The sequence below is a fragment of the Vibrio nigripulchritudo ATCC 27043 genome, assembly GCF_000222685.1.
Classification (GTDB): Bacteria; Pseudomonadota; Gammaproteobacteria; order Enterobacterales; family Vibrionaceae; genus Vibrio; species Vibrio nigripulchritudo.
This window is the reverse complement of sequence record NZ_AFWJ01000013.1, coordinates 62,173-82,958: the sequence shown is the minus strand read 5'-3', so window position 1 is coordinate 82,958 and position 20,786 is coordinate 62,173. Positions and strand designations below refer to the sequence as shown.

The 20,786-nt window shown below is 45.9% G+C and carries 37 protein-coding genes; 32 read left to right on the top strand and 5 right to left on the bottom strand.

Annotation, left to right across the window (positions count from 1 at the left end):
* The 31 genes from RH89_RS28995 to rplQ all read left to right on the top strand — a co-directional run.
* Positions 1-113: EF-Tu C-terminal domain-related protein (locus RH89_RS28995; RefSeq protein ID WP_004398476.1), on the top strand; the 113-nt coding region annotated here is incomplete at its 5' end.
* A 189-nt stretch (positions 114-302) separates the two neighbouring features.
* Entirely contained in the window at positions 303-491 is a 189-nt protein-coding gene (locus tag RH89_RS02900) for a (2Fe-2S)-binding protein (RefSeq protein ID WP_004398475.1), read from the top strand.
* Positions 492-577: 86 nt separating this feature from the next.
* Entirely contained in the window at positions 578-1,054 is a 477-nt protein-coding gene (bfr, locus tag RH89_RS02895) for a bacterioferritin (protein ID WP_004398474.1), read from the top strand.
* A gap of 377 nt (positions 1,055-1,431) precedes the next feature.
* On the top strand, positions 1,432-1,743 hold the full coding sequence (gene rpsJ, locus RH89_RS02890; protein WP_001181007.1) for a 30S ribosomal protein S10: 312 nt from the start codon (positions 1,432-1,434) through the stop codon (positions 1,741-1,743).
* 14 nt (positions 1,744-1,757) lie between these two features.
* Positions 1,758-2,387 (top strand): 50S ribosomal protein L3, encoded by a 630-nt coding sequence (rplC, locus tag RH89_RS02885; protein ID WP_004398473.1) that lies wholly within the window; start codon positions 1,758-1,760, stop codon positions 2,385-2,387.
* 16 nt (positions 2,388-2,403) lie between these two features.
* Positions 2,404-3,006 carry a 50S ribosomal protein L4 gene (rplD, locus tag RH89_RS02880; RefSeq protein WP_004398472.1) on the top strand — a complete coding sequence of 201 codons (603 nt, stop codon included), beginning with the start codon at positions 2,404-2,406 and terminating at the stop codon, positions 3,004-3,006.
* A complete protein-coding gene (gene rplW, locus RH89_RS02875) occupies positions 3,003-3,305 on the top strand; it encodes a 50S ribosomal protein L23 (RefSeq protein WP_004398471.1) in 303 nt (100 codons plus the stop codon). Before rplD ends, rplW begins: the two co-directional genes overlap by 4 nt.
* A 16-nt stretch (positions 3,306-3,321) precedes the next feature.
* A complete protein-coding gene (gene rplB, locus RH89_RS02870; protein WP_004398470.1) occupies positions 3,322-4,146 on the top strand; it encodes a 50S ribosomal protein L2 in 825 nt (274 codons plus the stop codon).
* 20 nt (positions 4,147-4,166) lie between these two features.
* Positions 4,167-4,445 carry a 30S ribosomal protein S19 gene (gene rpsS, locus RH89_RS02865; RefSeq protein ID WP_004398469.1) on the top strand — a complete coding sequence of 93 codons (279 nt, stop codon included), beginning with the start codon at positions 4,167-4,169 and terminating at the stop codon, positions 4,443-4,445.
* Positions 4,446-4,455: 10 nt separating this feature from the next.
* Entirely contained in the window at positions 4,456-4,788 is a 333-nt protein-coding gene (gene rplV, locus RH89_RS02860) for a 50S ribosomal protein L22 (protein ID WP_004398468.1), read from the top strand.
* A gap of 19 nt (positions 4,789-4,807) precedes the next feature.
* A complete protein-coding gene (gene rpsC, locus RH89_RS02855; RefSeq protein ID WP_004398467.1) occupies positions 4,808-5,506 on the top strand; it encodes a 30S ribosomal protein S3 in 699 nt (232 codons plus the stop codon).
* 11 nt (positions 5,507-5,517) lie between these two features.
* Entirely contained in the window at positions 5,518-5,928 is a 411-nt protein-coding gene (rplP, locus tag RH89_RS02850) for a 50S ribosomal protein L16 (protein ID WP_004398466.1), read from the top strand.
* Positions 5,928-6,119 (top strand): 50S ribosomal protein L29, encoded by a 192-nt coding sequence (gene rpmC, locus RH89_RS02845; RefSeq protein WP_004398465.1) that lies wholly within the window; start codon positions 5,928-5,930, stop codon positions 6,117-6,119. Before rplP ends, rpmC begins: the two co-directional genes overlap by 1 nt.
* Entirely contained in the window at positions 6,119-6,373 is a 255-nt protein-coding gene (rpsQ, locus tag RH89_RS02840; RefSeq protein WP_004398464.1) for a 30S ribosomal protein S17, read from the top strand. The genes rpmC and rpsQ overlap by 1 nt, the downstream gene beginning before the upstream one ends.
* 161 nt (positions 6,374-6,534) lie before the next feature.
* Positions 6,535-6,906 (top strand): 50S ribosomal protein L14, encoded by a 372-nt coding sequence (gene rplN, locus RH89_RS02835; RefSeq protein WP_004398463.1) that lies wholly within the window; start codon positions 6,535-6,537, stop codon positions 6,904-6,906.
* A gap of 13 nt (positions 6,907-6,919) precedes the next feature.
* Complete coding sequence (rplX, locus tag RH89_RS02830; protein WP_004398462.1) at positions 6,920-7,237, top strand: 50S ribosomal protein L24; 318 nt, start codon at positions 6,920-6,922, stop codon at positions 7,235-7,237.
* Between the two features lie 24 nt (positions 7,238-7,261).
* Positions 7,262-7,801, top strand: coding sequence for a 50S ribosomal protein L5 (rplE, locus tag RH89_RS02825; protein WP_004398461.1), 540 nt, complete (start codon positions 7,262-7,264; stop codon positions 7,799-7,801).
* A 17-nt stretch (positions 7,802-7,818) separates the two neighbouring features.
* Entirely contained in the window at positions 7,819-8,124 is a 306-nt protein-coding gene (rpsN, locus tag RH89_RS02820) for a 30S ribosomal protein S14 (protein WP_004398460.1), read from the top strand.
* A gap of 29 nt (positions 8,125-8,153) precedes the next feature.
* A complete protein-coding gene (gene rpsH / locus RH89_RS02815; RefSeq protein ID WP_004398459.1) occupies positions 8,154-8,546 on the top strand; it encodes a 30S ribosomal protein S8 in 393 nt (130 codons plus the stop codon).
* A gap of 15 nt (positions 8,547-8,561) precedes the next feature.
* Positions 8,562-9,095 carry a 50S ribosomal protein L6 gene (gene rplF, locus RH89_RS02810; protein WP_004398458.1) on the top strand — a complete coding sequence of 178 codons (534 nt, stop codon included), beginning with the start codon at positions 8,562-8,564 and terminating at the stop codon, positions 9,093-9,095.
* Positions 9,096-9,104: 9 nt separating this feature from the next.
* Positions 9,105-9,458 (top strand): 50S ribosomal protein L18, encoded by a 354-nt coding sequence (gene rplR, locus RH89_RS02805; RefSeq protein WP_004398457.1) that lies wholly within the window; start codon positions 9,105-9,107, stop codon positions 9,456-9,458.
* A gap of 14 nt (positions 9,459-9,472) precedes the next feature.
* Complete coding sequence (rpsE, locus tag RH89_RS02800; RefSeq protein WP_004398456.1) at positions 9,473-9,973, top strand: 30S ribosomal protein S5; 501 nt, start codon at positions 9,473-9,475, stop codon at positions 9,971-9,973.
* 7 nt (positions 9,974-9,980) lie between these two features.
* Complete coding sequence (gene rpmD / locus RH89_RS02795; RefSeq protein ID WP_004398455.1) at positions 9,981-10,157, top strand: 50S ribosomal protein L30; 177 nt, start codon at positions 9,981-9,983, stop codon at positions 10,155-10,157.
* A gap of 5 nt (positions 10,158-10,162) precedes the next feature.
* Complete coding sequence (gene rplO, locus RH89_RS02790; protein WP_004398454.1) at positions 10,163-10,597, top strand: 50S ribosomal protein L15; 435 nt, start codon at positions 10,163-10,165, stop codon at positions 10,595-10,597.
* Positions 10,598-10,618: 21 nt separating this feature from the next.
* A complete protein-coding gene (gene secY / locus RH89_RS02785; protein WP_004398453.1) occupies positions 10,619-11,959 on the top strand; it encodes a preprotein translocase subunit SecY in 1,341 nt (446 codons plus the stop codon).
* A gap of 38 nt (positions 11,960-11,997) precedes the next feature.
* Positions 11,998-12,114, top strand: a complete 117-nt coding sequence (gene rpmJ / locus RH89_RS02780) for a 50S ribosomal protein L36 (RefSeq protein ID WP_004398452.1) — start codon at positions 11,998-12,000, stop codon at positions 12,112-12,114.
* 149 nt (positions 12,115-12,263) lie between these two features.
* Positions 12,264-12,620: a 30S ribosomal protein S13 gene (rpsM, locus tag RH89_RS02775; protein ID WP_004398451.1), complete on the top strand. Its 357-nt coding sequence runs from the start codon at positions 12,264-12,266 to the stop codon at positions 12,618-12,620.
* An 18-nt stretch (positions 12,621-12,638) separates the two neighbouring features.
* On the top strand, positions 12,639-13,028 hold the full coding sequence (rpsK, locus tag RH89_RS02770) for a 30S ribosomal protein S11 (RefSeq protein WP_004398450.1): 390 nt from the start codon (positions 12,639-12,641) through the stop codon (positions 13,026-13,028).
* Positions 13,029-13,055: 27 nt separating this feature from the next.
* Entirely contained in the window at positions 13,056-13,676 is a 621-nt protein-coding gene (rpsD, locus tag RH89_RS02765) for a 30S ribosomal protein S4 (RefSeq protein WP_004398449.1), read from the top strand.
* Positions 13,677-13,700: 24 nt separating this feature from the next.
* Entirely contained in the window at positions 13,701-14,693 is a 993-nt protein-coding gene (locus RH89_RS02760; RefSeq protein ID WP_004398448.1) for a DNA-directed RNA polymerase subunit alpha, read from the top strand.
* A gap of 26 nt (positions 14,694-14,719) precedes the next feature.
* Positions 14,720-15,106 carry a 50S ribosomal protein L17 gene (gene rplQ, locus RH89_RS02755; protein WP_004398447.1) on the top strand — a complete coding sequence of 129 codons (387 nt, stop codon included), beginning with the start codon at positions 14,720-14,722 and terminating at the stop codon, positions 15,104-15,106.
* Between the two features lie 57 nt (positions 15,107-15,163).
* Here rplQ and RH89_RS02750 read toward each other — a convergent pair whose 3' ends face one another.
* From RH89_RS02750 to bamJ, 3 genes are all read right to left on the bottom strand, one after another.
* Positions 15,164-16,432, bottom strand: coding sequence for an O-acetylhomoserine aminocarboxypropyltransferase/cysteine synthase family protein (locus tag RH89_RS02750; RefSeq protein WP_004398446.1), 1,269 nt, complete (start codon positions 16,430-16,432; stop codon positions 15,164-15,166).
* 89 nt (positions 16,433-16,521) lie between these two features.
* Positions 16,522-17,016, bottom strand: coding sequence for a DUF2780 domain-containing protein (locus tag RH89_RS02745; protein ID WP_004398445.1), 495 nt, complete (start codon positions 17,014-17,016; stop codon positions 16,522-16,524).
* Positions 17,017-17,172: 156 nt separating this feature from the next.
* A complete protein-coding gene (gene bamJ, locus RH89_RS02740) occupies positions 17,173-17,793 on the bottom strand; it encodes a BamJ family beta-barrel-assembly machinery protein (protein WP_004398444.1) in 621 nt (206 codons plus the stop codon).
* 173 nt (positions 17,794-17,966) lie between these two features.
* Between bamJ and RH89_RS02735 the strand changes: the two genes are divergently transcribed.
* Positions 17,967-18,539 carry a LysM-like peptidoglycan-binding domain-containing protein gene (locus tag RH89_RS02735; RefSeq protein ID WP_038144729.1) on the top strand — a complete coding sequence of 191 codons (573 nt, stop codon included), beginning with the start codon at positions 17,967-17,969 and terminating at the stop codon, positions 18,537-18,539.
* Positions 18,540-18,575: 36 nt separating this feature from the next.
* Here the strand turns inward: RH89_RS02735 and RH89_RS02730 are convergent, their stop codons facing one another.
* The gene (locus RH89_RS02730) at positions 18,576-20,318 is read right to left on the bottom strand and encodes a lysophospholipid acyltransferase family protein (protein ID WP_004398442.1); all 1,743 of its coding nucleotides are present in this window, start codon (positions 20,316-20,318) and stop codon (positions 18,576-18,578) included.
* 9 nt (positions 20,319-20,327) lie between these two features.
* On the bottom strand, positions 20,328-20,780 hold the full coding sequence (locus RH89_RS02725; protein WP_004398441.1) for a YHS domain-containing (seleno)protein: 453 nt from the start codon (positions 20,778-20,780) through the stop codon (positions 20,328-20,330).
* Positions 20,781-20,786 lie beyond the last annotated feature (6 nt).

Genomic DNA, 20,786 nt, shown 5'->3' with positions numbered 1-20,786 from the left:
AAATGACTGTTGAACTAATCGCTCCAATCGCGATGGACGAAGGTCTACGTTTCGCAATCCGTGAAGGTGGCCGTACAGTAGGTGCTGGTGTTGTTGCGAAAATCTTCGACTAATATCGAATGATTTTGCGATAATCGCATCTTGAAAAGAGGAGCTTAGGCTCCTCTTTTTGTTTATGTATCAATTCCTTTCTCATCCCCTCACCTTTATATAACCAATCATTCTAATCAAAATGCCAATAGGATTGGCAATGCTAACCATTCTCGTTTATATTTCTAATTGAAGTAAATTGGATGTAAAAAATGTTTGTTTGTATTTGCCACGGTGTATCCGACAAAAAAATTCGACAGCTTGCTCTTGAAGAGGGCATCACAGATATCAAGGGAATTAGGCAATGTACGCCACTCGGATCTCAATGTGGTAAATGCGTAAAAAGTGCTAAGGAAATTCTTAACGACACAGTAGCAACGTTATATAAGAAAGTCGGCTAACTCATTTTTGAGAATGCCCTAAAATGATTTTGACACCTTCTTAATTGGTTCTAAAGTTAAAAGAGCCGATCAAGGAGGGCTTTGTCATGAAAGGTGATCCAAAAATCATTCAACACCTTAACACCATTTTAGGAAACGAACTTGTTGCTATTAATCAGTACTTCTTACATGCACGCATGTACAAAGATTGGGGCTTAAAGCACCTTGCTGAAAAAGAGTACGAAGAATCTATCGACGAAATGAAACATGCTGATCATCTGATTGAGCGTATTTTGTTTCTTGAAGGTTTGCCAAATTTGCAAGATCTCGGCAAGTTGATGATAGGTGAAGACACCAAGGAAATGTTGGAGTGCGACCTTAAGCTTGAAATGGACGCAATCCCGGATCTGAAAGAAGCAATTGCCTATGCGGAAAATGTTCGCGATTTTGTTTCAAGAGACCTTTTTCAGGATATCTTAGAAGACGAAGAAGAACATGTTGATTGGCTTGAAACGCAGCTTGGCTTAATAGATAAAGTCGGAATCGAAAACTATCAACAAGCACAGTTTGTCGACGAAGACTAGTTCAAATTAATACGATTACATAAAAAGCGAACCCCCAACAAGGGTTCGCTTTTTTACTATTTGTCTTCTTTTTAGACTAATTTTCCAACGACTCTTGCATACAACTTTGTGATCTGTATAATACCGCGCACTGGCTTAGCCAGTTGTGAACCAATGAGCAGCGAGGAGTAAGCGTTCCGCTTAGTAATGTAAACTCAGCTTATGTTCGCGGTTAATACAATTAGCTACCTTTCGAGGTAAAGTTAATCGAAAATTAACTGACAATGTATCCGATTTGGATACTACGGTTTCACATAAATCAATCGGCATTCTCTCGTCTATTCGAGTTTGAGTGGCGATATTGTTTGTGTAATTTATTATTATTGGAGCTCTGTCTCATGCAGAACCAACGTATTCGTATCCGCCTTAAAGCTTTCGATTACAAACTGATCGACGCTTCTACAGCGGAAATCGTTGAAACAGCAAAGCGTACCGGCGCACAGGTTCGTGGTCCTATCCCACTTCCTACTCGTAAAGAGCGTTTCACTGTTCTTATCTCTCCACACGTCAACAAAGATGCACGTGACCAGTACGAAATCCGTACTCACAAGCGTCTAATCGACATCGTAGAGCCAACTGACAAAACTGTTGACGCTCTGATGCGCCTAGATCTAGCTGCTGGCGTTGACGTACAAATCAGCCTAGGTTAAGGGAGATTAGAAGAATGATTGGTCTAGTCGGACGTAAAGTGGGTATGACCCGCGTATTTACCGAAGAAGGCGTTTCTATCCCAGTAACTGTTGTTGAGGTTGAAGCGAACCGTATTTCTCAAGTGAAAACTCTTGAGACTGACGGCTATGCAGCAATCCAGGTAACTACTGGTGCTAAGAAAGCTAACCGTGTTGTTAAAGCCGAAGCTGGTCACTTTGCGAAAGCAGGTGTTGAAGCTGGTCGCGGTCTTTGGGAATTCCGTTTAGAAAACGGCGAAGAGTTTGAAGTTGGCGCTGAGCTAAACGTAGAACTTTTCAACGAAGTTAAAAAAGTAGACGTTACTGGCACATCTAAAGGTAAAGGTTTCCAAGGCGCTGTTAAGCGTTGGAATTTCCGTACTCAAGATATGTCTCACGGTAACTCATTGTCTCACCGTGCTCCTGGTTCTATCGGTCAATGTCAGACTCCAGGTCGCGTGTTTAAAGGCAAGAAAATGGCAGGTCACATGGGTGCTGAGCGTGTAACGACTCAAAACCTAGAGATCGTACGCGTAGACGCTGAGCGCAATCTGCTTCTTATTAAAGGTGCAGTACCAGGCGCAACTGGCGGCAACGTGATCGTAAAACCAGCTGTTAAAGCATAACGTCTAGGAGTAAGTAATGGAATTGATGGTTAAAGGTGCTGATGCACTAACTGTTTCCGAGACTACTTTCGGACGTGACTTCAACGAAGCTCTTGTACACCAAGTAGTTGTTGCGTACGCAGCAGGTGCTCGTCAAGGTACTCGTGCTCAAAAGACTCGTTCTGAAGTATCTGGCGGTGGCGCTAAGCCATGGCGTCAAAAAGGTACTGGCCGTGCACGTGCTGGTACAATCCGTAGCCCAATCTGGCGTACAGGTGGTGTTACTTTTGCTGCGAAACCACAAGATCACAGCCAAAAAGTAAACAAGAAAATGTACCGTGGTGCTATGAAGAGCATTCTTTCTGAGCTAGTTCGTCAAGAGCGTCTAATCGTTGTTGATAGCTTCTCAGTTGAAGCGCCAAAAACTAAAGAGCTTGTAGCTAAGCTTAAAGAGCTTGAGCTAACTGACGCGCTAATCGTGACTAGCGAAGTAGATGAGAATCTATTCCTAGCTGCTCGTAACCTATACAAAGTTGACGCACGTGACGTTGCTGGTATCGACCCAGTTTCACTAATCGCGTTCGACAAAGTTGTAATGACTGCTGAAGCAGTTAAGCAAGTTGAGGAGATGCTAGCATGATCACTGAAGAGCGTATCCTAAAAGTTCTACGTGCGCCGCACATCTCTGAAAAAGCAACTATGGCTGCTGAGAAAGCGAACACTATCGTTTTCAAAGTAGCAAAAGATGCAACTAAGAAAGAGATCAAAGCTGCTGTAGAAAAGCTTTTTGAAGTTGAAGTTAAGTCTGTAAATACTCTTATCACTAAGGGTAAGACCAAACGTCAAGGTCTACGCCAAGGTCGCCGCAGCGACGTTAAGAAAGCGTACGTTACTTTGAAAGAAGGTCAAGATCTTGACTTTGTTGGCGGCGCGGAATAACAGGAGTAGTTGAAAAATGGCTATTGTTAAATGTAAGCCGACTTCCCCTGGTCGTCGTCATGTTGTTAAAGTTGTTAACGCTGACCTACACAAGGGCAAGCCATACGCACCTCTTCTAGAGAAAAACTCTAAGAACGGTGGTCGTAACAACAACGGTCGTATCACAGTACGTCACATCGGCGGTGGTCACAAGCATCACTACCGTGTAATTGACTTCAAACGTACTAAAGATGGTATCCCAGCGAAAGTTGAGCGTCTTGAATACGATCCAAACCGTAGCGCAAACATCGCTCTAGTTCTGTACGCAGACGGTGAGCGCCGCTACATCATCGCACCAAAAGGCATCCAAGCTGGTGACCAGATTCAATCTGGTGTAGATGCGCCAATCAAAGCAGGTAACACTCTGCCGATGCGCAACATCCCAGTAGGTTCTACAGTTCACTGTGTTGAACTTAAGCCTGGTAAAGGTGCTCAGCTAGCTCGTTCGGCTGGTGCTTACGCTCAAATCGTTGCTCGTGACGGTGCGTACGTAACTATCCGTCTACGTTCTGGCGAAATGCGCAAAGTTCTTTCTGAAGGCCGTGCAACAATCGGTGAAGTTGGTAACTCTGAGCACATGCTACGTGAACTTGGTAAAGCTGGTGCTTCACGCTGGCGCGGCGTACGTCCAACCGTACGTGGTGTAGTAATGAACCCGGTTGATCACCCACACGGTGGTGGTGAAGGTCGTACATCTGGCGGTCGTCACCCAGTATCTCCTTGGGGTATGCCTACTAAGGGCTTCAAGACTCGTAAGAACAAACGCACTGACAAGTACATCGTACGTCGTCGTAACAAGTAATCTATATAAGAGGAATCGCCATGCCACGTTCTCTCAAGAAAGGTCCATTTATTGACCTACACTTGCTGAAGAAGGTAGAGAAAGCGGTGGAAAGCGGAGACAAGAAGCCTATTAAGACTTGGTCCCGTCGCTCAATGATCATTCCATCAATGATTGGTTTGACCATCGCTGTCCATAATGGTCGTCAACACGTTCCAGTATTTGTAACTGATGAAATGATCGGTCACAAACTGGGCGAATTCGCACCTACTCGTACTTACCGCGGTCACGCTGCGGATAAGAAAGCTAAGAAGAAATAAGGAGTAAATAATGGAAGCTATTGCTAAACATAACTTTGCTCGTATTTCTCCTCAGAAAGCTCGCTTAGTTGCAGACCAAATCCGCGGTAAATCTGTGGATCAGGCTCTAGAACTTCTAACTTTCAGCAACAAAAAAGCTGCTGAACTAATCAAGAAAGTTCTGGAATCAGCAATCGCGAATGCAGAGCATAACGAAGGTGCAGACATCGACGATCTGAATGTCGCTAAAATCTTCGTAGATGAAGGCCCAACCATGAAGCGTATTATGCCTCGTGCGAAAGGTCGTGCGGATCGTATCTTGAAGCGTTCAAGCCACATCACTGTTGTTGTAGCAGATCGCTAAGAGACTAGGAGAGTAAGCAATGGGTCAAAAAGTACATCCTAATGGTATTCGTCTTGGCATCGTTAAGCCTTGGAATGCTACTTGGTTTGCTAACACCAAAGATTTCGCTGACAACCTAGACGGCGACTTCAAGGTACGTCAGTTCCTAACGAAGGAACTTTCGAAAGCGTCTCTTTCACGTATCGTTATCGAGCGTCCTGCTAAGAGCATCCGTGTGACTATTCACACTGCTCGTCCAGGCGTTGTAATCGGTAAGAAAGGCGAAGACGTAGAGAAGCTACGCACAGCTGTAGCTAAAATCGCAGGTGTACCAGCGCAAATTAACATCGCTGAAGTACGCAAACCTGAGTTGGACGCACAACTTGTTGGTGACAGCATCGCGTCTCAGCTAGAACGTCGTGTTATGTTCCGTCGTGCTATGAAGCGTGCGGTACAAAACGCAATGCGTCTAGGCGCTAAAGGTATCAAAGTGGAAGTAAGCGGTCGTCTAGGCGGCGCTGAAATCGCACGTACTGAGTGGTATCGTGAAGGTCGTGTACCTCTACACACTCTTCGTGCTGACATTGATTACGCAACTTCTTCGGCTCACACCCAATACGGTGTAATCGGCATTAAAGTTTGGATCTTCAAAGGTGAGATCCTAGGCGGCATGCCAGCAGCTAACGCTGTAGAGCCAAAAGGCGACAAGCCTAAGAAGCAGCGTAAAGGCCGTAAGTAAGGAGTCGACTGATGCTACAACCTAAACGTACTAAGTTCCGTAAGGTTCAGACTGGTCGCAACCGTGGTCTAGCTAAAGGTACTGAAGTAAGCTTCGGCGAATTCGGTCTTAAAGCTGTTGGCCGTGGTCGTATCACTGCTCGTCAGATTGAAGCGGCTCGTCGTGCTATGACACGTCACATTAAACGTCAAGGTCAAATCTGGATTCGTATTTTCCCAGACAAGCCTATCACTGAAAAACCGCTTGAAGTTCGTCAAGGTAAGGGTAAAGGTAACGTTGAGTACTGGGTAGCCCAAATCCAACCTGGTAAGGTTATGTACGAAATGAATGGCGTACCTGAAGAGTTGGCACGTGAAGCGTTCCGCCTTGCGGCACGTAAACTGCCTGTAAAAACTACCTTTGTAACTAAGCAGGTGATGTGATGAAAGCACTAGATCTACGCGAAAAAAGCGTTGAAGAGCTTAACGCTGAGCTATTGAATTTGCTGCGCGAGCAGTTCAACTTGCGCATGCAAGCTGCAACTGGTCAACTACAGCAGACTCATACTCTGAAAGCTGTGCGCCGTGATATCGCACGTGTGAAAACTGTTTTGACTGAGAAGGCAGGCGCATAATGAGCGACAAAATTCGTACTCAACAAGGTCGTGTAGTTAGCGACAAGATGGACAAGTCTATCGTTGTTGCAATCGAACGCATGGTGAAACACCCAATTTACGGCAAGTTCGTAAAGCGTACGACTAAACTGCACGCACACGACGAAAACAACGAGTGTGGCCTAGGCGATACCGTTGAGATTCAAGAGTGTCGTCCACTGTCTAAGAAGAAGTCTTGGACTTTGGTAAAAGTTGTAGAAAAAGCGAAGTACTAATTTCGTTTTGATACGATAGAAAAAGCGGCTCCAAATTATTTTTGGGGCCGCTTATTTTTTGGCTACCCAAGTACAAAAAAGGGTGGTACAATTCGCAGCCCTTATAAAGAGGCAGCCCGACCCGTGAAGGGTCTAGTTTTAATATTTAGCGGAGCACTAAAATGATCCAAATGCAAAGTACACTCGACGCTGCGGATAACTCCGGCGCTCGCAGAGTAATGTGTATTAAGGTTCTGGGTGGCTCTCACCGCCGTTATGCACATATCGGAGATATCATCAAAGTTACTGTTAAGGAAGCAATTCCACGCGGTAAAGTTAAGAAAGGTGATGTTCTGAAAGCGGTGGTAGTGCGCACTCGTAAAGGCGTTCGTCGTCCAGACGGTTCTGTCATTCGCTTCGACCGTAATGCTTGTGTATTGTTGAACGACACTACTGAGCAACCAGTCGGCACACGTATCTTTGGTCCAGTGACTCGTGAACTTCGTAACGCGAAATTCATGAAGATTGTTTCACTGGCTCCAGAAGTTCTGTAAGGAGCGGCACACAATGGCAGCTAAAATCCGTCGTAACGACGAAGTAATCGTTCTTGCCGGTAAAGATAAAGGCAAGCGCGGTAAAGTAACTAAGGTTCTAGCAACCGGTAAAGTTATCGTTGAAGGTATCAACCTTGTTAAGAAACACCAAAAGCCTCAACCGGCTCTAGGTCAACAAGGTGGCATCGTTGAGCAAGAAGCAGCAATTGATGCTTCTAACGTTGCAATCTTTAACGCGGCTACTGGTAAAGCAGACCGCATCGGTTTCCGTTTTGAAGAAGGCAAAAAAGTGCGTTTCTTCAAATCAAACGGCGAAACTGTTTCTAACTAATAGAATGTAATTTGGAGTTCTACTATGGCGAAACTGCATGATTACTACAAGTCGTCTGTAGTCGCTGAGCTTACCAAAGAGTTCGGCTACTCAAGCGTCATGCAAGTCCCTAGGATTGAAAAAATCACCCTAAACATGGGCGTTGGTGAAGCAATCAACGACAAGAAACTGCTAGAAAACGCAGCAGCTGATATGGCAACGATCTCTGGTCAAAAGCCACTTATCACTAAAGCGCGTAAATCAGTAGCAGGCTTCAAGATTCGTGAAGGCTACCCAATTGGTTGTAAAGTAACCTTACGTGGCGAACGTATGTGGGATTTCTTCGAGCGTCTAATCTCGATTGCACTTCCACGTGTACGTGATTTCCGTGGTGTTAGCGCGAAGTCCTTTGACGGTCGTGGTAACTACAGCATGGGCGTTCGCGAGCAAATCATCTTCCCGGAAATCGACTACGATAAAGTCGATCGTGTACGCGGTCTTGATATCACTATCACGACGTCTGCGAGTTCCGATGAGGAAGGCCGTGCTCTGCTGGCTGCCTTTAACTTCCCATTCCGTAAGTAAGGTGAAGGGTTACTGTTATGGCTAAACAATCAATGAAAGCACGTGAAGCTAAGCGTGCAAAGCTAGTAGCTAAGTTCGCTGAGAAGCGTTCAGCGCTTAAAGCTATCATTAGCGATGTAAACGCATCTGAAGAAGATCGTTGGAATGCAGTTCTAAAATTGCAATCTCTTCCACGTGATTCAAGTGCATCACGTCAGCGCAACCGTTGCAACCAAACTGGTCGTCCACACGGTTACCTACGTAAGTTCGGTCTAAGCCGTATTAAGGTTCGTGAAGCTTGCATGAAAGGCGAGATTCCGGGTCTTCGTAAGGCTAGCTGGTAATTGCCACTTAATCATTTGGAGTAAAATCTATGAGCATGCAAGATCCGATTTCGGATATGCTGACCCGCGTTCGTAACGGTCAGGCAGCAAACAAAGTTGCTGTTAAAATGCCTTCTTCAAAGCTGAAAGTTGCAATTGCTGCACTACTAAAAGCTGAAGGTTACATCGCAGACTTCGCTGTAAGCGGCGAAGCGAAACCAGAGCTAGAAGTAACTCTTAAGTACTTCCAAGCTAAACCAGTAATCGAGCAAATCCAACGTGTTTCACGTCCAGGTCTGCGCGTCTACAAAAAGAAAGACGAGCTACCTTCTGTGATGGGCGGTTTGGGTGTTGCTGTAGTTTCCACTTCCAAGGGTCTAATGTCTGACCGTGCTGCTCGTAAAGCAGGTCTTGGTGGTGAAATCATCTGCTACGTAGCTTAATAATAGGAGTAGGATATGTCTCGTGTTGCTAAAGCACCTGTCGCTATTCCAGCTGGCGTAGAGGTGAAACTAAACGGCCAAGAACTTAGCGTTAAAGGTCCTAAAGGCGAACTGTCTCGTTCATTCAACGATGGCGTAGTAGTTGCGCAAGAAGAAGGTAAGCTTACTTTCGGTCCACGTGAAGGTGTTGCTAACGCATGGGCACAAGCTGGTACAGCTCGCGCACTTGCTAACAACATGGTTGTTGGTGTTACTGAAGGCTTTACTAAGAAGCTAACCCTTAAGGGTGTTGGTTACCGTGCTGCTATCAAAGGCAACGCAGTTAGCCTAACTCTAGGCTTCTCTCACCCAGTTGAGCACGCAGTGCCAGCGGGTATTAAAGCTGAATGTCCAAGCCAAACTGAAATCGTACTAACTGGTGCTGACAAGCAACTAGTTGGTCAGGTTGCGGCTGACATTCGTTCTTACCGTGAGCCTGAGCCTTACAAAGGTAAAGGTGTTCGTTACGCAGATGAAAATGTGCGTACCAAAGAAGCTAAGAAGAAGTAAGGTAACACTATGGATAAGAAAGCATCTCGCATCCGTCGTGCTACACGTGCACGTCGTAAGATTGCAGAACTTCGCGCGACTCGCCTAGTAGTACACCGTACTCCACGTCACGTGTACGCTCAGGTTATCGCTGCAAACGGCTCTGAGGTTATCGCTGCTGCTTCTACTGTAGAAAAAGCGATCCGTGAGCAAGTTAAGAATACTGGTAACGTAGACGCTGCTAAAGCTGTAGGTAAAGCTATCGCTGAGCGCGCTATCGAAAAAGGCATCTCTGATGTTGCTTTCGATCGTTCTGGTTTCCAATACCACGGTCGAGTAGCGGCGCTAGCAGATTCTGCTCGCGAAGCTGGTCTGAAATTCTAAGGTAGGGTTGGAAGATGGCTAAAGAACAACAACAAGCTACAGATTTGCACGAAAAGCTAATTGCTGTTAACCGTGTTTCTAAAACGGTTAAAGGTGGTCGAATCTTTAGTTTTACTGCACTAACAGTTGTTGGTGACGGTAATGGTCGTGTTGGTTTCGGTTACGGCAAAGCTCGTGAAGTACCAGCAGCGATCCAAAAAGCAATGGAAAAAGCGCGCCGTAACATGGTTACTGTAGCGCTTAACGACGGTACTCTTCACCACGCGGTGAAAGGTCGTCACACTGGCTCTAAAGTTTACATGCAGCCAGCTGCAGAAGGTACTGGTATCATCGCAGGTGGTGCGATGCGTGCAGTACTTGAAGTTGTAGGTGTTCACAACGTACTTGCAAAAGCATACGGTTCTACGAACCCTATCAACATCGTTCGCGCGACGATCGATGGTCTGAGTGGCATGAAGTCTCCTGAGATGGTTGCTGCTAAGCGTGGTCTAACTGTTGAAGCTATTTCGGAGTAAGAACACCATGGCAACTATTAAAGTAACTCAAACTAAAAGCTCAATTGGCCGCCTACCAAAGCACAAAGCGACTTTGCGTGGTCTAGGTCTTCGTCGTATCAACCACACTGTAGAACTTGAAGATACTCCGTGCGTACGCGGTATGATCAACAAAGTTTACTACATGGTTAAAGTTGAGGAGTAATCAGAATGCGTTTGAATACTCTATCACCGGCTGCTGGTTCTAAACCTTCTAAGAAGCGTCTAGGTCGCGGTATCGGTTCAGGCCTTGGTAAAACAGGTGGTCGCGGCCACAAAGGTCAAAAATCACGTTCTGGCGGCAGCGTTCGTCCAGGTTTCGAAGGCGGTCAGATGCCTCTGAAACAACGTCTACCAAAATTCGGTTTCACTTCTCGTAAGAGTCTAGTGACTTCTGAAGTTCGTCTAGGTGAACTAGCGAAGGTAGAAGGTGACGTGGTTGATCTAAACAGCTTGAAAGCTGCTAACGTAATCACTAAGAACATCGAATTTGTAAAAGTTGTTCTTTCTGGTGAAATCAGCAAAGCTGTGACTGTTAAAGGTCTACGCGTAACTAAAGGTGCTAAAGCTGCAATCGAAGCTGCAGGCGGTAAAATCGAGGAATAATTCTCGAGGGACGAGGTACAGATGGCTAAAAAACCAGGACAAGATTTTCGTAGTGCTCAAAGCGGCTTAGCTGAATTAAAGTCGCGCTTACTATTCGTATTAGGTGCACTTTTAGTATTCAGAGCGGGCTCTTTTGTGCCGATCCCTGGTATTGACGCAGCTGTACTTGCCGATTTGTTCGAACAGCAAAAGGGTACCATCGTTGAAATGTTCAACATGTTCTCCGGTGGTGCACTTGAGCGTGCTTCTATATTAGCGTTGGGCATCATGCCGTATATTTCGGCTTCGATTGTTGTCCAGCTGCTAACTGTAGTTCATCCTGCGTTAGCTGAACTCAAAAAAGAGGGTGAAGCCGGCCGTCGTAAGATAAGCCAATATACGCGTTACGGCACGCTTGTACTTGCTACATTCCAAGCAATTGGTATTGCAACAGCTTTGCCAAGCATGGTCACAGGTCAATTGGTCGTTATCGATCAAACCATGTTTACTGTTATTGCAACCATCAGTCTAGTAACCGGTACCATGTTCCTTATGTGGTTAGGTGAACAGATTACTGAGCGAGGAATTGGTAACGGTATCTCATTGATTATCTTTGCAGGTATCGTTGCTGGATTGCCATCGGCAATCGGTCAAACAATTGAGCAAGCGCGTCAAGGTGAACTGAACGTACTTCTTCTGCTGCTTATTGCTGTACTTGCGTTTGCAGTTATCTACTTCGTTGTTTTCATGGAGCGTGGTCAGCGTCGAATCGTCGTTAACTATGCTAAGCGTCAACAAGGTCGTAAGGTATTTGCTGCGCAAAGTACTCACTTGCCACTTAAAATTAACATGGCAGGTGTGATCCCAGCGATATTTGCGTCTAGTATTATTTTGTTCCCAGGAACATTAGCACAGTGGTTTGGTAATACAGGTGGTGAGGACAGCGCATTCAGTTGGTTAACTGATGTGTCTTTGGCCCTTAGTCCTGGACAACCTCTGTATGTAATGCTTTATGCGGCAGCGATTATTTTCTTCTGTTTCTTCTACACGGCATTGGTTTTCAATCCGCGTGAAACAGCAGATAATCTGAAGAAGTCTGGAGCGTTCGTACCCGGTATCCGCCCAGGTGAGCAGACAGCTAAGTACATTGATAAAGTAATGACTCGTTTAACCCTAGCAGGTGCGTTGTACATTACCTTTATCTGTCTGATTCCCGAGTTCATGATGATCGCTTGGAACGTACGTTTCTACTTTGGCGGTACATCACTACTTATCGTAGTGGTAGTTATCATGGACTTTATGGCACAGGTACAGACTCATCTGATGTCACAACAGTATGATTCTGTGTTGAAAAAAGCGAATCTGAAAGGCTACGGTCGTTAATTCGACGGTAGGCTCAGATTTCATTACGGAGTTTAGCAATGAAAGTTCGTGCTTCCGTTAAAAAAATCTGCCGTAACTGTAAAGTAATCAAGCGCAACGGTGTTGTTCGCGTGATTTGCAACAGTGAGCCAAAGCACAAGCAGCGCCAAGGCTAATCTAAGCAGAAATTTTTACTTGAAAAGTAAGGTAGTGTCGAGTATATTCCTCGGCCTACCTTTTGCGTGCAAAAGAAGTAGTATGCCGCAGCGTATCCATAACGGGCTTTGCTGCGGATAATTCTTTTATGAAACACTAGGAGTGAATAATGGCCCGTATAGCAGGCATTAACATTCCTGATCAGAAACATGCTGTAATCGCTCTAACGGCGATCTACGGCATCGGTAAAACTCGCTCTCAAGCTATCCTAGCTGAAGTGGGTATTGCTGAACATGTTAAGATCAGTGAACTATCTGAAGAGCAGATCGATCAACTGCGTGATGGTGTAGCTAAGTACACTGTAGAAGGTGATCTACGTCGTGAAGTATCCATGAACATCAAGCGTCTTATGGACCTTGGCTGTTACCGTGGTCTTCGTCATCGTCGCAGTCTACCACTACGTGGACAGCGTACTAAAACCAATGCTCGCACCCGTAAGGGTCCGCGTAAGCCGATCAAGAAATAATCGGGAAGGTAGAGTACAATGGCAAAACAACCAACTCGCGCTCGTAAGCGCGTACGCAAGCAAGTAGCTGATGGCGTAGCGCACATCCATGCTTCTTTTAATAACACAATCGTGACCATCACTGACCGTCAAGGTAACGCACTAGCTTGGGCTACTGCAGGCGGTTCTGGTTTCCGTGGTTCTCGTAAGTCAACTCCGTTTGCAGCTCAGGTTGCAGCAGAGCGCGCTGGCGAAATGGCTAAAGAATATGGCCTAAAGAACTTGGAAGTTATGGTTAAGGGCCCAGGTCCAGGTCGTGAGTCAACTATCCGTGCACTAAACGCAGCAGGATACCGCATCACTAACATCGTTGATGCAACTCCGATCCCTCATAACGGTTGTCGTCCACCTAAGAAACGTCGCGTATAACGTTTCTAGGAAAGTTGGAGAAGAATCATGGCAAGATATTTGGGTCCTAAGCTGAAGCTTAGCCGTCGCGAAGGCACTGACTTATTCCTTAAGTCTGGTGTTCGTGCGATTGATACCAAGTGTAAAATCGATAACGCACCAGGTGTACACGGCGCTCGTCGCGGTCGTCTATCTGAGTATGGCGTTCAGCTTCGTGAGAAGCAAAAAGTTCGTCGTATGTACGGCGTTCTAGAAAAACAATTCCGTAACTACTACAAAGAAGCAGCTCGTCTTAAGGGCAACACAGGTGAAAACCTACTTCAGCTTCTTGAAGGTCGTCTTGATAACGTAGTTTACCGCATGGGCTTTGGCGCAACTCGCGCAGAAGCACGTCAGCTAGTTAGCCACAAAGCTATCCTAGTAAACGGTAAAGTTGTAAACGTTCCTTCATTCAAAGTTGCGGCAAACGACGTTGTATCTATCCGTGAGAAAGCTAAACAGCAATCTCGCATCAAAGCAGCTCTAGAAGTTGCTGAACAACGCGAAAAACCAACTTGGATTGAAGTAGATGGCGGTAAGATGGAAGGTACGTTCAAGCGTTTGCCTGAGCGTTCAGATCTATCAGCTGACATCAACGAACACCTGATCGTCGAGCTTTACTCTAAGTAAGGTTTAAATTAAAGAGAGGACACAATGCAGGGTTCTGTAACAGAATTTCTTAAGCCACGTCTTGTTGACATCGAACAAATCAGCACGACACACGCAAAAGTAACTCTTGAGCCATTAGAGCGTGGCTTTGGTCATACTCTAGGTAATGCGCTTCGTCGCATTCTTCTATCTTCAATGCCTGGTTGCGCAGTAACTGAGGTTGAGATTGAAGGCGTTCTTCACGAGTACAGCACCAAAGAAGGTGTACAAGAAGATATCTTAGAGATCCTTCTTAACCTGAAAGGTCTTGCTGTTAAAGTGGCAGAAGGCAAAGATGAAGTGTTTATTACACTGAACAAATCAGGCTCAGGCCCTGTTGTTGCAGGTGACATCACCCATGATGGTGATGTAGAGATCGCTAACCCAGAGCACGTTATTTGTCATCTAACTGATGACAATGCTGAAATCGCTATGCGTATTAAAGTAGAACGTGGTCGTGGTTATGTTCCAGCATCGTCTCGTATCCATACTGAAGAAGATGAGCGTCCTATCGGTCGTCTGCTTGTTGACGCGACATACAGCCCAGTAGACAAAATTGCCTACACTGTAGAAGCGGCACGTGTTGAGCAGCGTACTGACCTTGACAAACTCGTTATCGATATGGAAACGAACGGTACTCTTGACCCTGAAGAAGCAATCCGTCGTTCAGCTACTATCCTTGCTGAGCAATTGGATGCCTTCGTTGATCTTCGTGACATCCGTGTTCCTGAAGAGAAAGAAGAGAAGCCGGAATTCGATCCGATCCTATTGCGTCCTGTAGACGATCTTGAACTAACAGTTCGCTCTGCTAACTGTTTGAAAGCAGAAGCGATTCACTACATCGGTGATCTTGTACAGCGTACTGAGGTTGAGCTACTTAAAACGCCTAACCTTGGTAAAAAGTCTCTTACAGAGATAAAAGACGTACTTGCGTCACGCGGTCTGTCTCTAGGTATGCGCCTAGAAAATTGGCCACCAGCGTCAATCGCTGAAGATTAATCGATACTAGTTAGAAGGATTAGGTCATGCGCCATCGTAAGAGTGGTCGTCAACTCAACCGCAACAGCAGTCATCGCAAAGCGATGTTCAGCAACATGGCTAGCTCTCTAGTACGTCATGAAGTTATCAAGACTACTTTGCCAAAAGCAAAAGAGCTGCGTCGCGTCGTTGAGCCTTTGATTACACTAGCTAAGACTGACAGCGTTGCTAACCGTCGTCTTGCATTTGCTCGCACTCGTGACAACGAAGTTGTGGCAAAACTATTTAACGAACTAGGTCCACGTTTTGCTGCTCGTCAGGGCGGTTACACTCGTATCCTAAAAGCTGGCTTCCGTGCTGGCGACAAAGCTCCAATGGCTTACATTGAGCTTGTTGATCGCCCAGAAGTTGCTGAAGAAGCAGCTGCTGAGTAATCAGTTCGTAAAGAACTTAAAAGCCGAGCATTTGCTCGGCTTTTTTGTGTCTGCCGATCAGGCTTTCAGTGCCTGATCCAAATCCGCAATGATATCGTCTATGTGTTCAATACCGACAGACAAACGGATCATTTCAGGTACCACACCTGCAGCTGCTTGTTCCTCTACACTCATTTGTCTGTGCGTAGTAGAAGCCGGGTGACAGGCTAATGACTTGGCATCACCAATGTTAACCAGTCTTTTGAACAGCTCCAGAGCATCATAGAAACGCACACCAGCCTCATACCCGTCTTTCAAGCCAAAAGACAAAATCGCTGAAGGTTTACCATTCATATATTTTTGCGCGAGGTCGTAGTGTTCTGAATTAGGTAGTCCGGCGTAACTGATCCAACTGACTTTGTCATGACCTTCTAAATATTCGGCGACTTTTTTAGCATTGTCACAATGGCGTTCCATACGAAGGGAAAGTGTTTCTAGTCCTTGCATCAGCATAAACGCGTTCATTGGTGAAAGTGCTGAACCAGTGTTGCGAAGAGGCACAGTACGCGCTCTGCCGATGAATGCGGCTTCGCCAAACGCTTCGGTGTACACCACTCCATGGTAAGAAGGCTCAGGTTGATTAAATACTGGGAATCGATCTTTGTGCTTTGCCCAGGGGAATTTTCCCGAGTCGACAATCACTCCTCCAAGGGTTGTACCGTGCCCACCAACATATTTAGTCAGAGAGTGAACGACGATGTCTGCACCATATTGAATGGGTTTACAAAGAATAGGAGTGGCGACGGTATTGTCCACAATTACCGGTACGCCTTTCTGGTGTGCGAGAGTAGCAATCCCTTCAATGTCGACGATATTGCCTGCGGGGTTACCAATGGATTCGCAATATACAGCTTTGGTATTCTCATCGATAAGCTCAGCCAAACTCTCAGGTTTGTCATCTTTGGCAAATCGAACGTCAATTCCTTGCTGGGGAAGCATGTGTGCAAACAGGGTGTAAGTACCTCCATACAATTGGGGCGTTGAAACTATGTTGTCTCCGCTTTGTGCCAGCGTCAGAATGGCGTAATTGATAGCTGCACTACCTGCGCTTACCACCAGACCAGCAATTCCCCCTTCTAAGGCTGCCATTCGTTGTTCCAACACATCATTCGTTGGATTCATAATGCGTGTGTAGATATTGCCCGGCACTTCGAGGTTGAAAAGATCTGCGCCGTGTTGAGCGTTATCGAATTCGTACGCAACAGTTTGATAAACGGGAGTTGCTACGGCTTTTGTGGTTGGGTCTGTTTGATAGCCGTGATGGATGGAAAGGGTTTCGTCTTTCATAGTACCTACTCGTCCTTGATAAAAAGGTTAGAGTGGCACAAATTTCCTGTGTTGAAAGAGAGGGTGGTCAAAAACCACCCATTTTCAGATTACTTCCAGATTTGACCTAGAGAGTCCAACAGCCCGGTTGAGGCGTTTTGCGAACCTAGGTATTTCAGGATCAAAGGGGCAAACTGACCCACCATAGACGGGTCCAGACCAAGCTTAGTGAATATATCGGTCACCGCACCAAAATTGCTGGCTAGACCTGTCAGACCAGGGATTGAACCAGTAAGTGAACTTAATCCGGGGATGGAAGAGGCAAGCTCGCTGTTTTGAGAAGAACTAAGCGAGTTAGATGCCAGCGCGAGAAGGGCTCCTGCACCACCAGTTGCCTGAGTAGGAGACACATCAAGTTGAGAGCTGAGCATCTTCACTAAGTCGGAATCAGCTTGGGTATCTACCTGACTTGAGAAAGCATCATTTGCCAATGAACCAAGATCGAGAGCAGGTTTTTCTTCGGACTTACCAAAGCCAAAAAAGGCATGGCTTGGAGAGGCTAACAGCAGCGCAGAAAGCGCTAAAATCGTTGTTTTAATTTTCATAACTCATTCCTTTTGAAAGGCACTTATTAATCCTAGATGGATTTTCCGTTTCGAGCAGATAATCGTGCCGAGAATACAAAACGGGAATGAGCAGTGTACGTGAAGACATAAAAAAAGCGGTGCCTGGCACCGCTTCATTTTTGAGACGAATAGAAATTACAGGATAGCCAGTAGTTCTACTTCGAATACTAGAGCAGCGTATGGAGGAATTGATGCACCAGCACCACGTTCGCCGTACGCTAGGTCTTGAGGAATGTATAGTTTCCACTTAGAACCTACAGGCATTAGTTGAAGTGCTTCAACCCAGCCTTTGATTACGCCTGTTACAGGGAATTCTGCAGGTTGACCGCGAGAAACAGAGCTGTCGAATACAGTACCGTCTGTCAGTTCACCGTGGTAATGAACGCGAACTGTTTTGTCAGAAGATGGGATTTCGCCAGTGCCTTCAGTGATAACTTCGTACTGTAGACCAGACTCAAGTACTGTTACTTCTGGACGTAGAGCGTTGTCTTTCAAGAAAGCTTCGCCGTCTGCTGCTGCCGCTTTAGCCGCTTCTGCACGTGCTGCTTCTGCACGAGTGTGAAGCTCTTGAAGTGCGTTGTTGATTTCATCAACTTCGATTTCTGGCATGTCGCCAGTTAGTGCTGTCGCGATACCTTTTGCGATAGCGTCAACGTTCAGACCTTCAAGACCACTGCCCGCAAGTTGCTGACCCATTTGCAGACCAATTCCGTAGCTCGCTTTCTGCTCTACGGTTTCTAATTTGATTTCAGACATCTTGTCTCTCTATTGTGTGAGTTTGTGCAGCAAAAGGATAGCAGTTCTACTAGCGCGAAGAAACGTCAAATGCCAATATAAGTCAAGATACTGTTAACTTGTGTTGCACTGAGTTTTTTTCGCTGCGCAGGTTCATGGATAATAGGAAGACAGTTCGTTAGGGTGTAAGCATTATGAATCGGAGAGTGGCACGTTCGCGCCAGCCGGGAATATTCGAACAATTCAAAAGTAAAATAGAAAAGGTCGATTGGCGAGAGAAAGCGAAATCGGTCAAAACGCGTTGGTTAGATTTACCTAAATTACATCGCCGTGCTATTCCCTCCTTAGCGGCGGTGGTGATTGTGTTGCTTCTTATTCCTGTGTCTGGTGAAGAAAACGCACCTGATGCAACAGAACAACAAGCGGAAAACACACGCAAGCCTTTGGAAATCAACACTACGGGGTTAAGTGAGCAAACTTCCAATAACTCGTCTTCTTCCCGAGAGGACACTTGGGAGCAATACACAGTCAAGGGCGGCGACACACTGGCTCAGGTATTTCGAGCGAACTCTTTACCCATGGCGGATTTGAATGCCTTGGTCAAAATTGAAGGTTTAGATAAGCCACTAAGTAAAATTCGGGAAGGGCAACTGATTCGTTTCAAGTTAGATGATGCTGGAAAGCTCGACATCTTACAGTTGGAAAGTCGAACCGGCTCAGTCATGTTCTTCCGGTTGTCTGATGGTAGTTTTGGACGAAGTAAATAATCGAAAACTCGGGCTTCATAATGAAGCCCCTTGAGTTTATTCATGGTGTGCCAGATAAGCGACAGATTCTTCCTTACCCATATATTTTCCGAGCGTCTTTTGCGGAACATTCAGCAAATCGACAACAATCAGACCGTCCAGTGCGTCGTTGAATTCTGGGTCGACATTAAAGCAAACCAACTGACCATTCAGCCCTAAGTACTGCCTTAGTAAAACAGGAAGGCCTTTTCCTTTTTCCATCCTTGCCAGTACCTTAGAAAGCAGTTGAACACTACCCAAAGCACTTAACATGTCGTTGCGCCAGAACACATTGCGATCTTCTTTGAGTGGTACCGATGGTGAAACCAGATTTGCTTTGTGCTGATCGTAATGGTGAATCGACAGGCAGCTCGCCATCAATTGTCTGGCTACCTGACTGTAATCATTACTGATGCTGACAGGACCAAACAGATGTGTGTATTCAGGGTTCTTGTAGACGTAACTGGCGATCCCTTTCCAAAGCATAAGCAGAGACTGGATGTTTCTCTGATAGGGTTTGTTGACCACAGAACGCCCTAGTTCTATGGATTGATCTAAGCTTTCGATAAATTTCTGACTGTATTTAAACAGGCTGCGGGAGTAGAGCCCTTCCAGACCTTGCTTCTCTAAGATCTTATCTACTTTTCCCAGGCGATAACTGCCAACCAATTGTTGATCTTTTTCATGCCAGATGAACAGGTGATCGTAGTACTCGTCGTAATGATCGAGATCGAGTGTTTTTCCGGTGCCTTCACCGACATCTCGAAAGTTGGCTTCACGAACCCTTCCTATCTCCTGAATGATATTCGGGATCTGCGCTTTCCGAGCGCAGAAAACATGAAAATCACCTTGAGAGATCAGACGCGTGTCGCCTGGAAGTGATTCGATCTCATCTTTTAGTACCAAGGGATCAACAGCATCTCTGACCGGAACCGAGAACTGAGAGGCTAACTCATGTTCTGATTCCGTTTGTTGCTTTCGCAGCAAGTAAGTGTTCAACCTCAGGTAATGCACCAGATCTTGCTCGGTTTCCAGAGATTTAAGCTCCGAGTAAAGGATCGGTTCGCCTATCGCTAACTGGATCTGGGAAGAGCTTTTTCCGATCATTTCTCTGCCTAACATTGCAGTACGCAGCAGCGGGTGAATTTTACCTGCAAAGTAGAACAGTGAACTGTTTCTGCCTTCAATGTAGATAGGCACACAGGTGGCTTCACTTTTTTTGACCAGTTTGGCTACCGAGCGGCTCCACGCTTTATCCTGCAATTGGGTATCCTGGAACGTAGACACCTCACCGGCAGGGAAAATGATCAACGCATTGCCATCTGCAAGGTGCTGATGAGCGTGGCGCATAGCCGTTAAATTGGTTTTCATTGCCTTTTTCGATTCGAAAACGTCTACCCCGATAAACAGATCAGACAGTTCTGGCAATTGCTTTAGCATCTCGTTCGCCATGACTTTAACGTCGGGGCGACGGTGCCTCACCAGCGCTGCCAGTATGACCCCTTCAATTGCCCCCAAAGGGTGATTTGCGACGATCACAACGGGTCCCGATTCCGGAATACTGTCCAATGAACCTTGCTGTACTCTGTAATCAATATTGAGTGCTGAGAGGGTGTAATCCATAAACTCAAAGCAATCGAGATCCATAGGTCGCTTTTGGTAGAGCGAATCTAAATAACTCAGCCCAGTTAATCGTTCTGCCACTCTTTCTACAATGCGAAATGGTGTTTTTGCCGGAAGCTGAAAAGGAGAAGTCTGCATAGGGTTCTCCTAGTTGCTCACCAAAGATGGCCAGTTTTGATCACCTTTTTCAATGAAGCCTGGAATGTCTTTTTCCCAGCGAGATTTGATATCGGCATCGTAGTTGAGGTAAAGCTTGCCATCCACAATGTTCCACTGAAGTGGGTCACCGGGTGCGGTGTCGTTTTTCTCTCCGACTGCCCATGCACAATAGCCACCATATTGTGGCGCGTATTTCTCGGGGTTTTTAACGAACTTATCGAGGTTTTCTTTGGACGTGAAATACCAGTTGGCTCCCTGATACTCAATCTTGTAATCACTGTTCCCTTTTTGTGGCTCGCTAGCTTCAAAGTAACTCACAGCGTCATAGCCTGATATGGCTTTATTGCTGAAGAAGCCAGTATAGATAGGGTCGGCAGCATAGCTTAATGAAGAAAACAGCCCGAGTAATGCAGTACATAAAATAACGATAATGCGTTTCATAGTTAG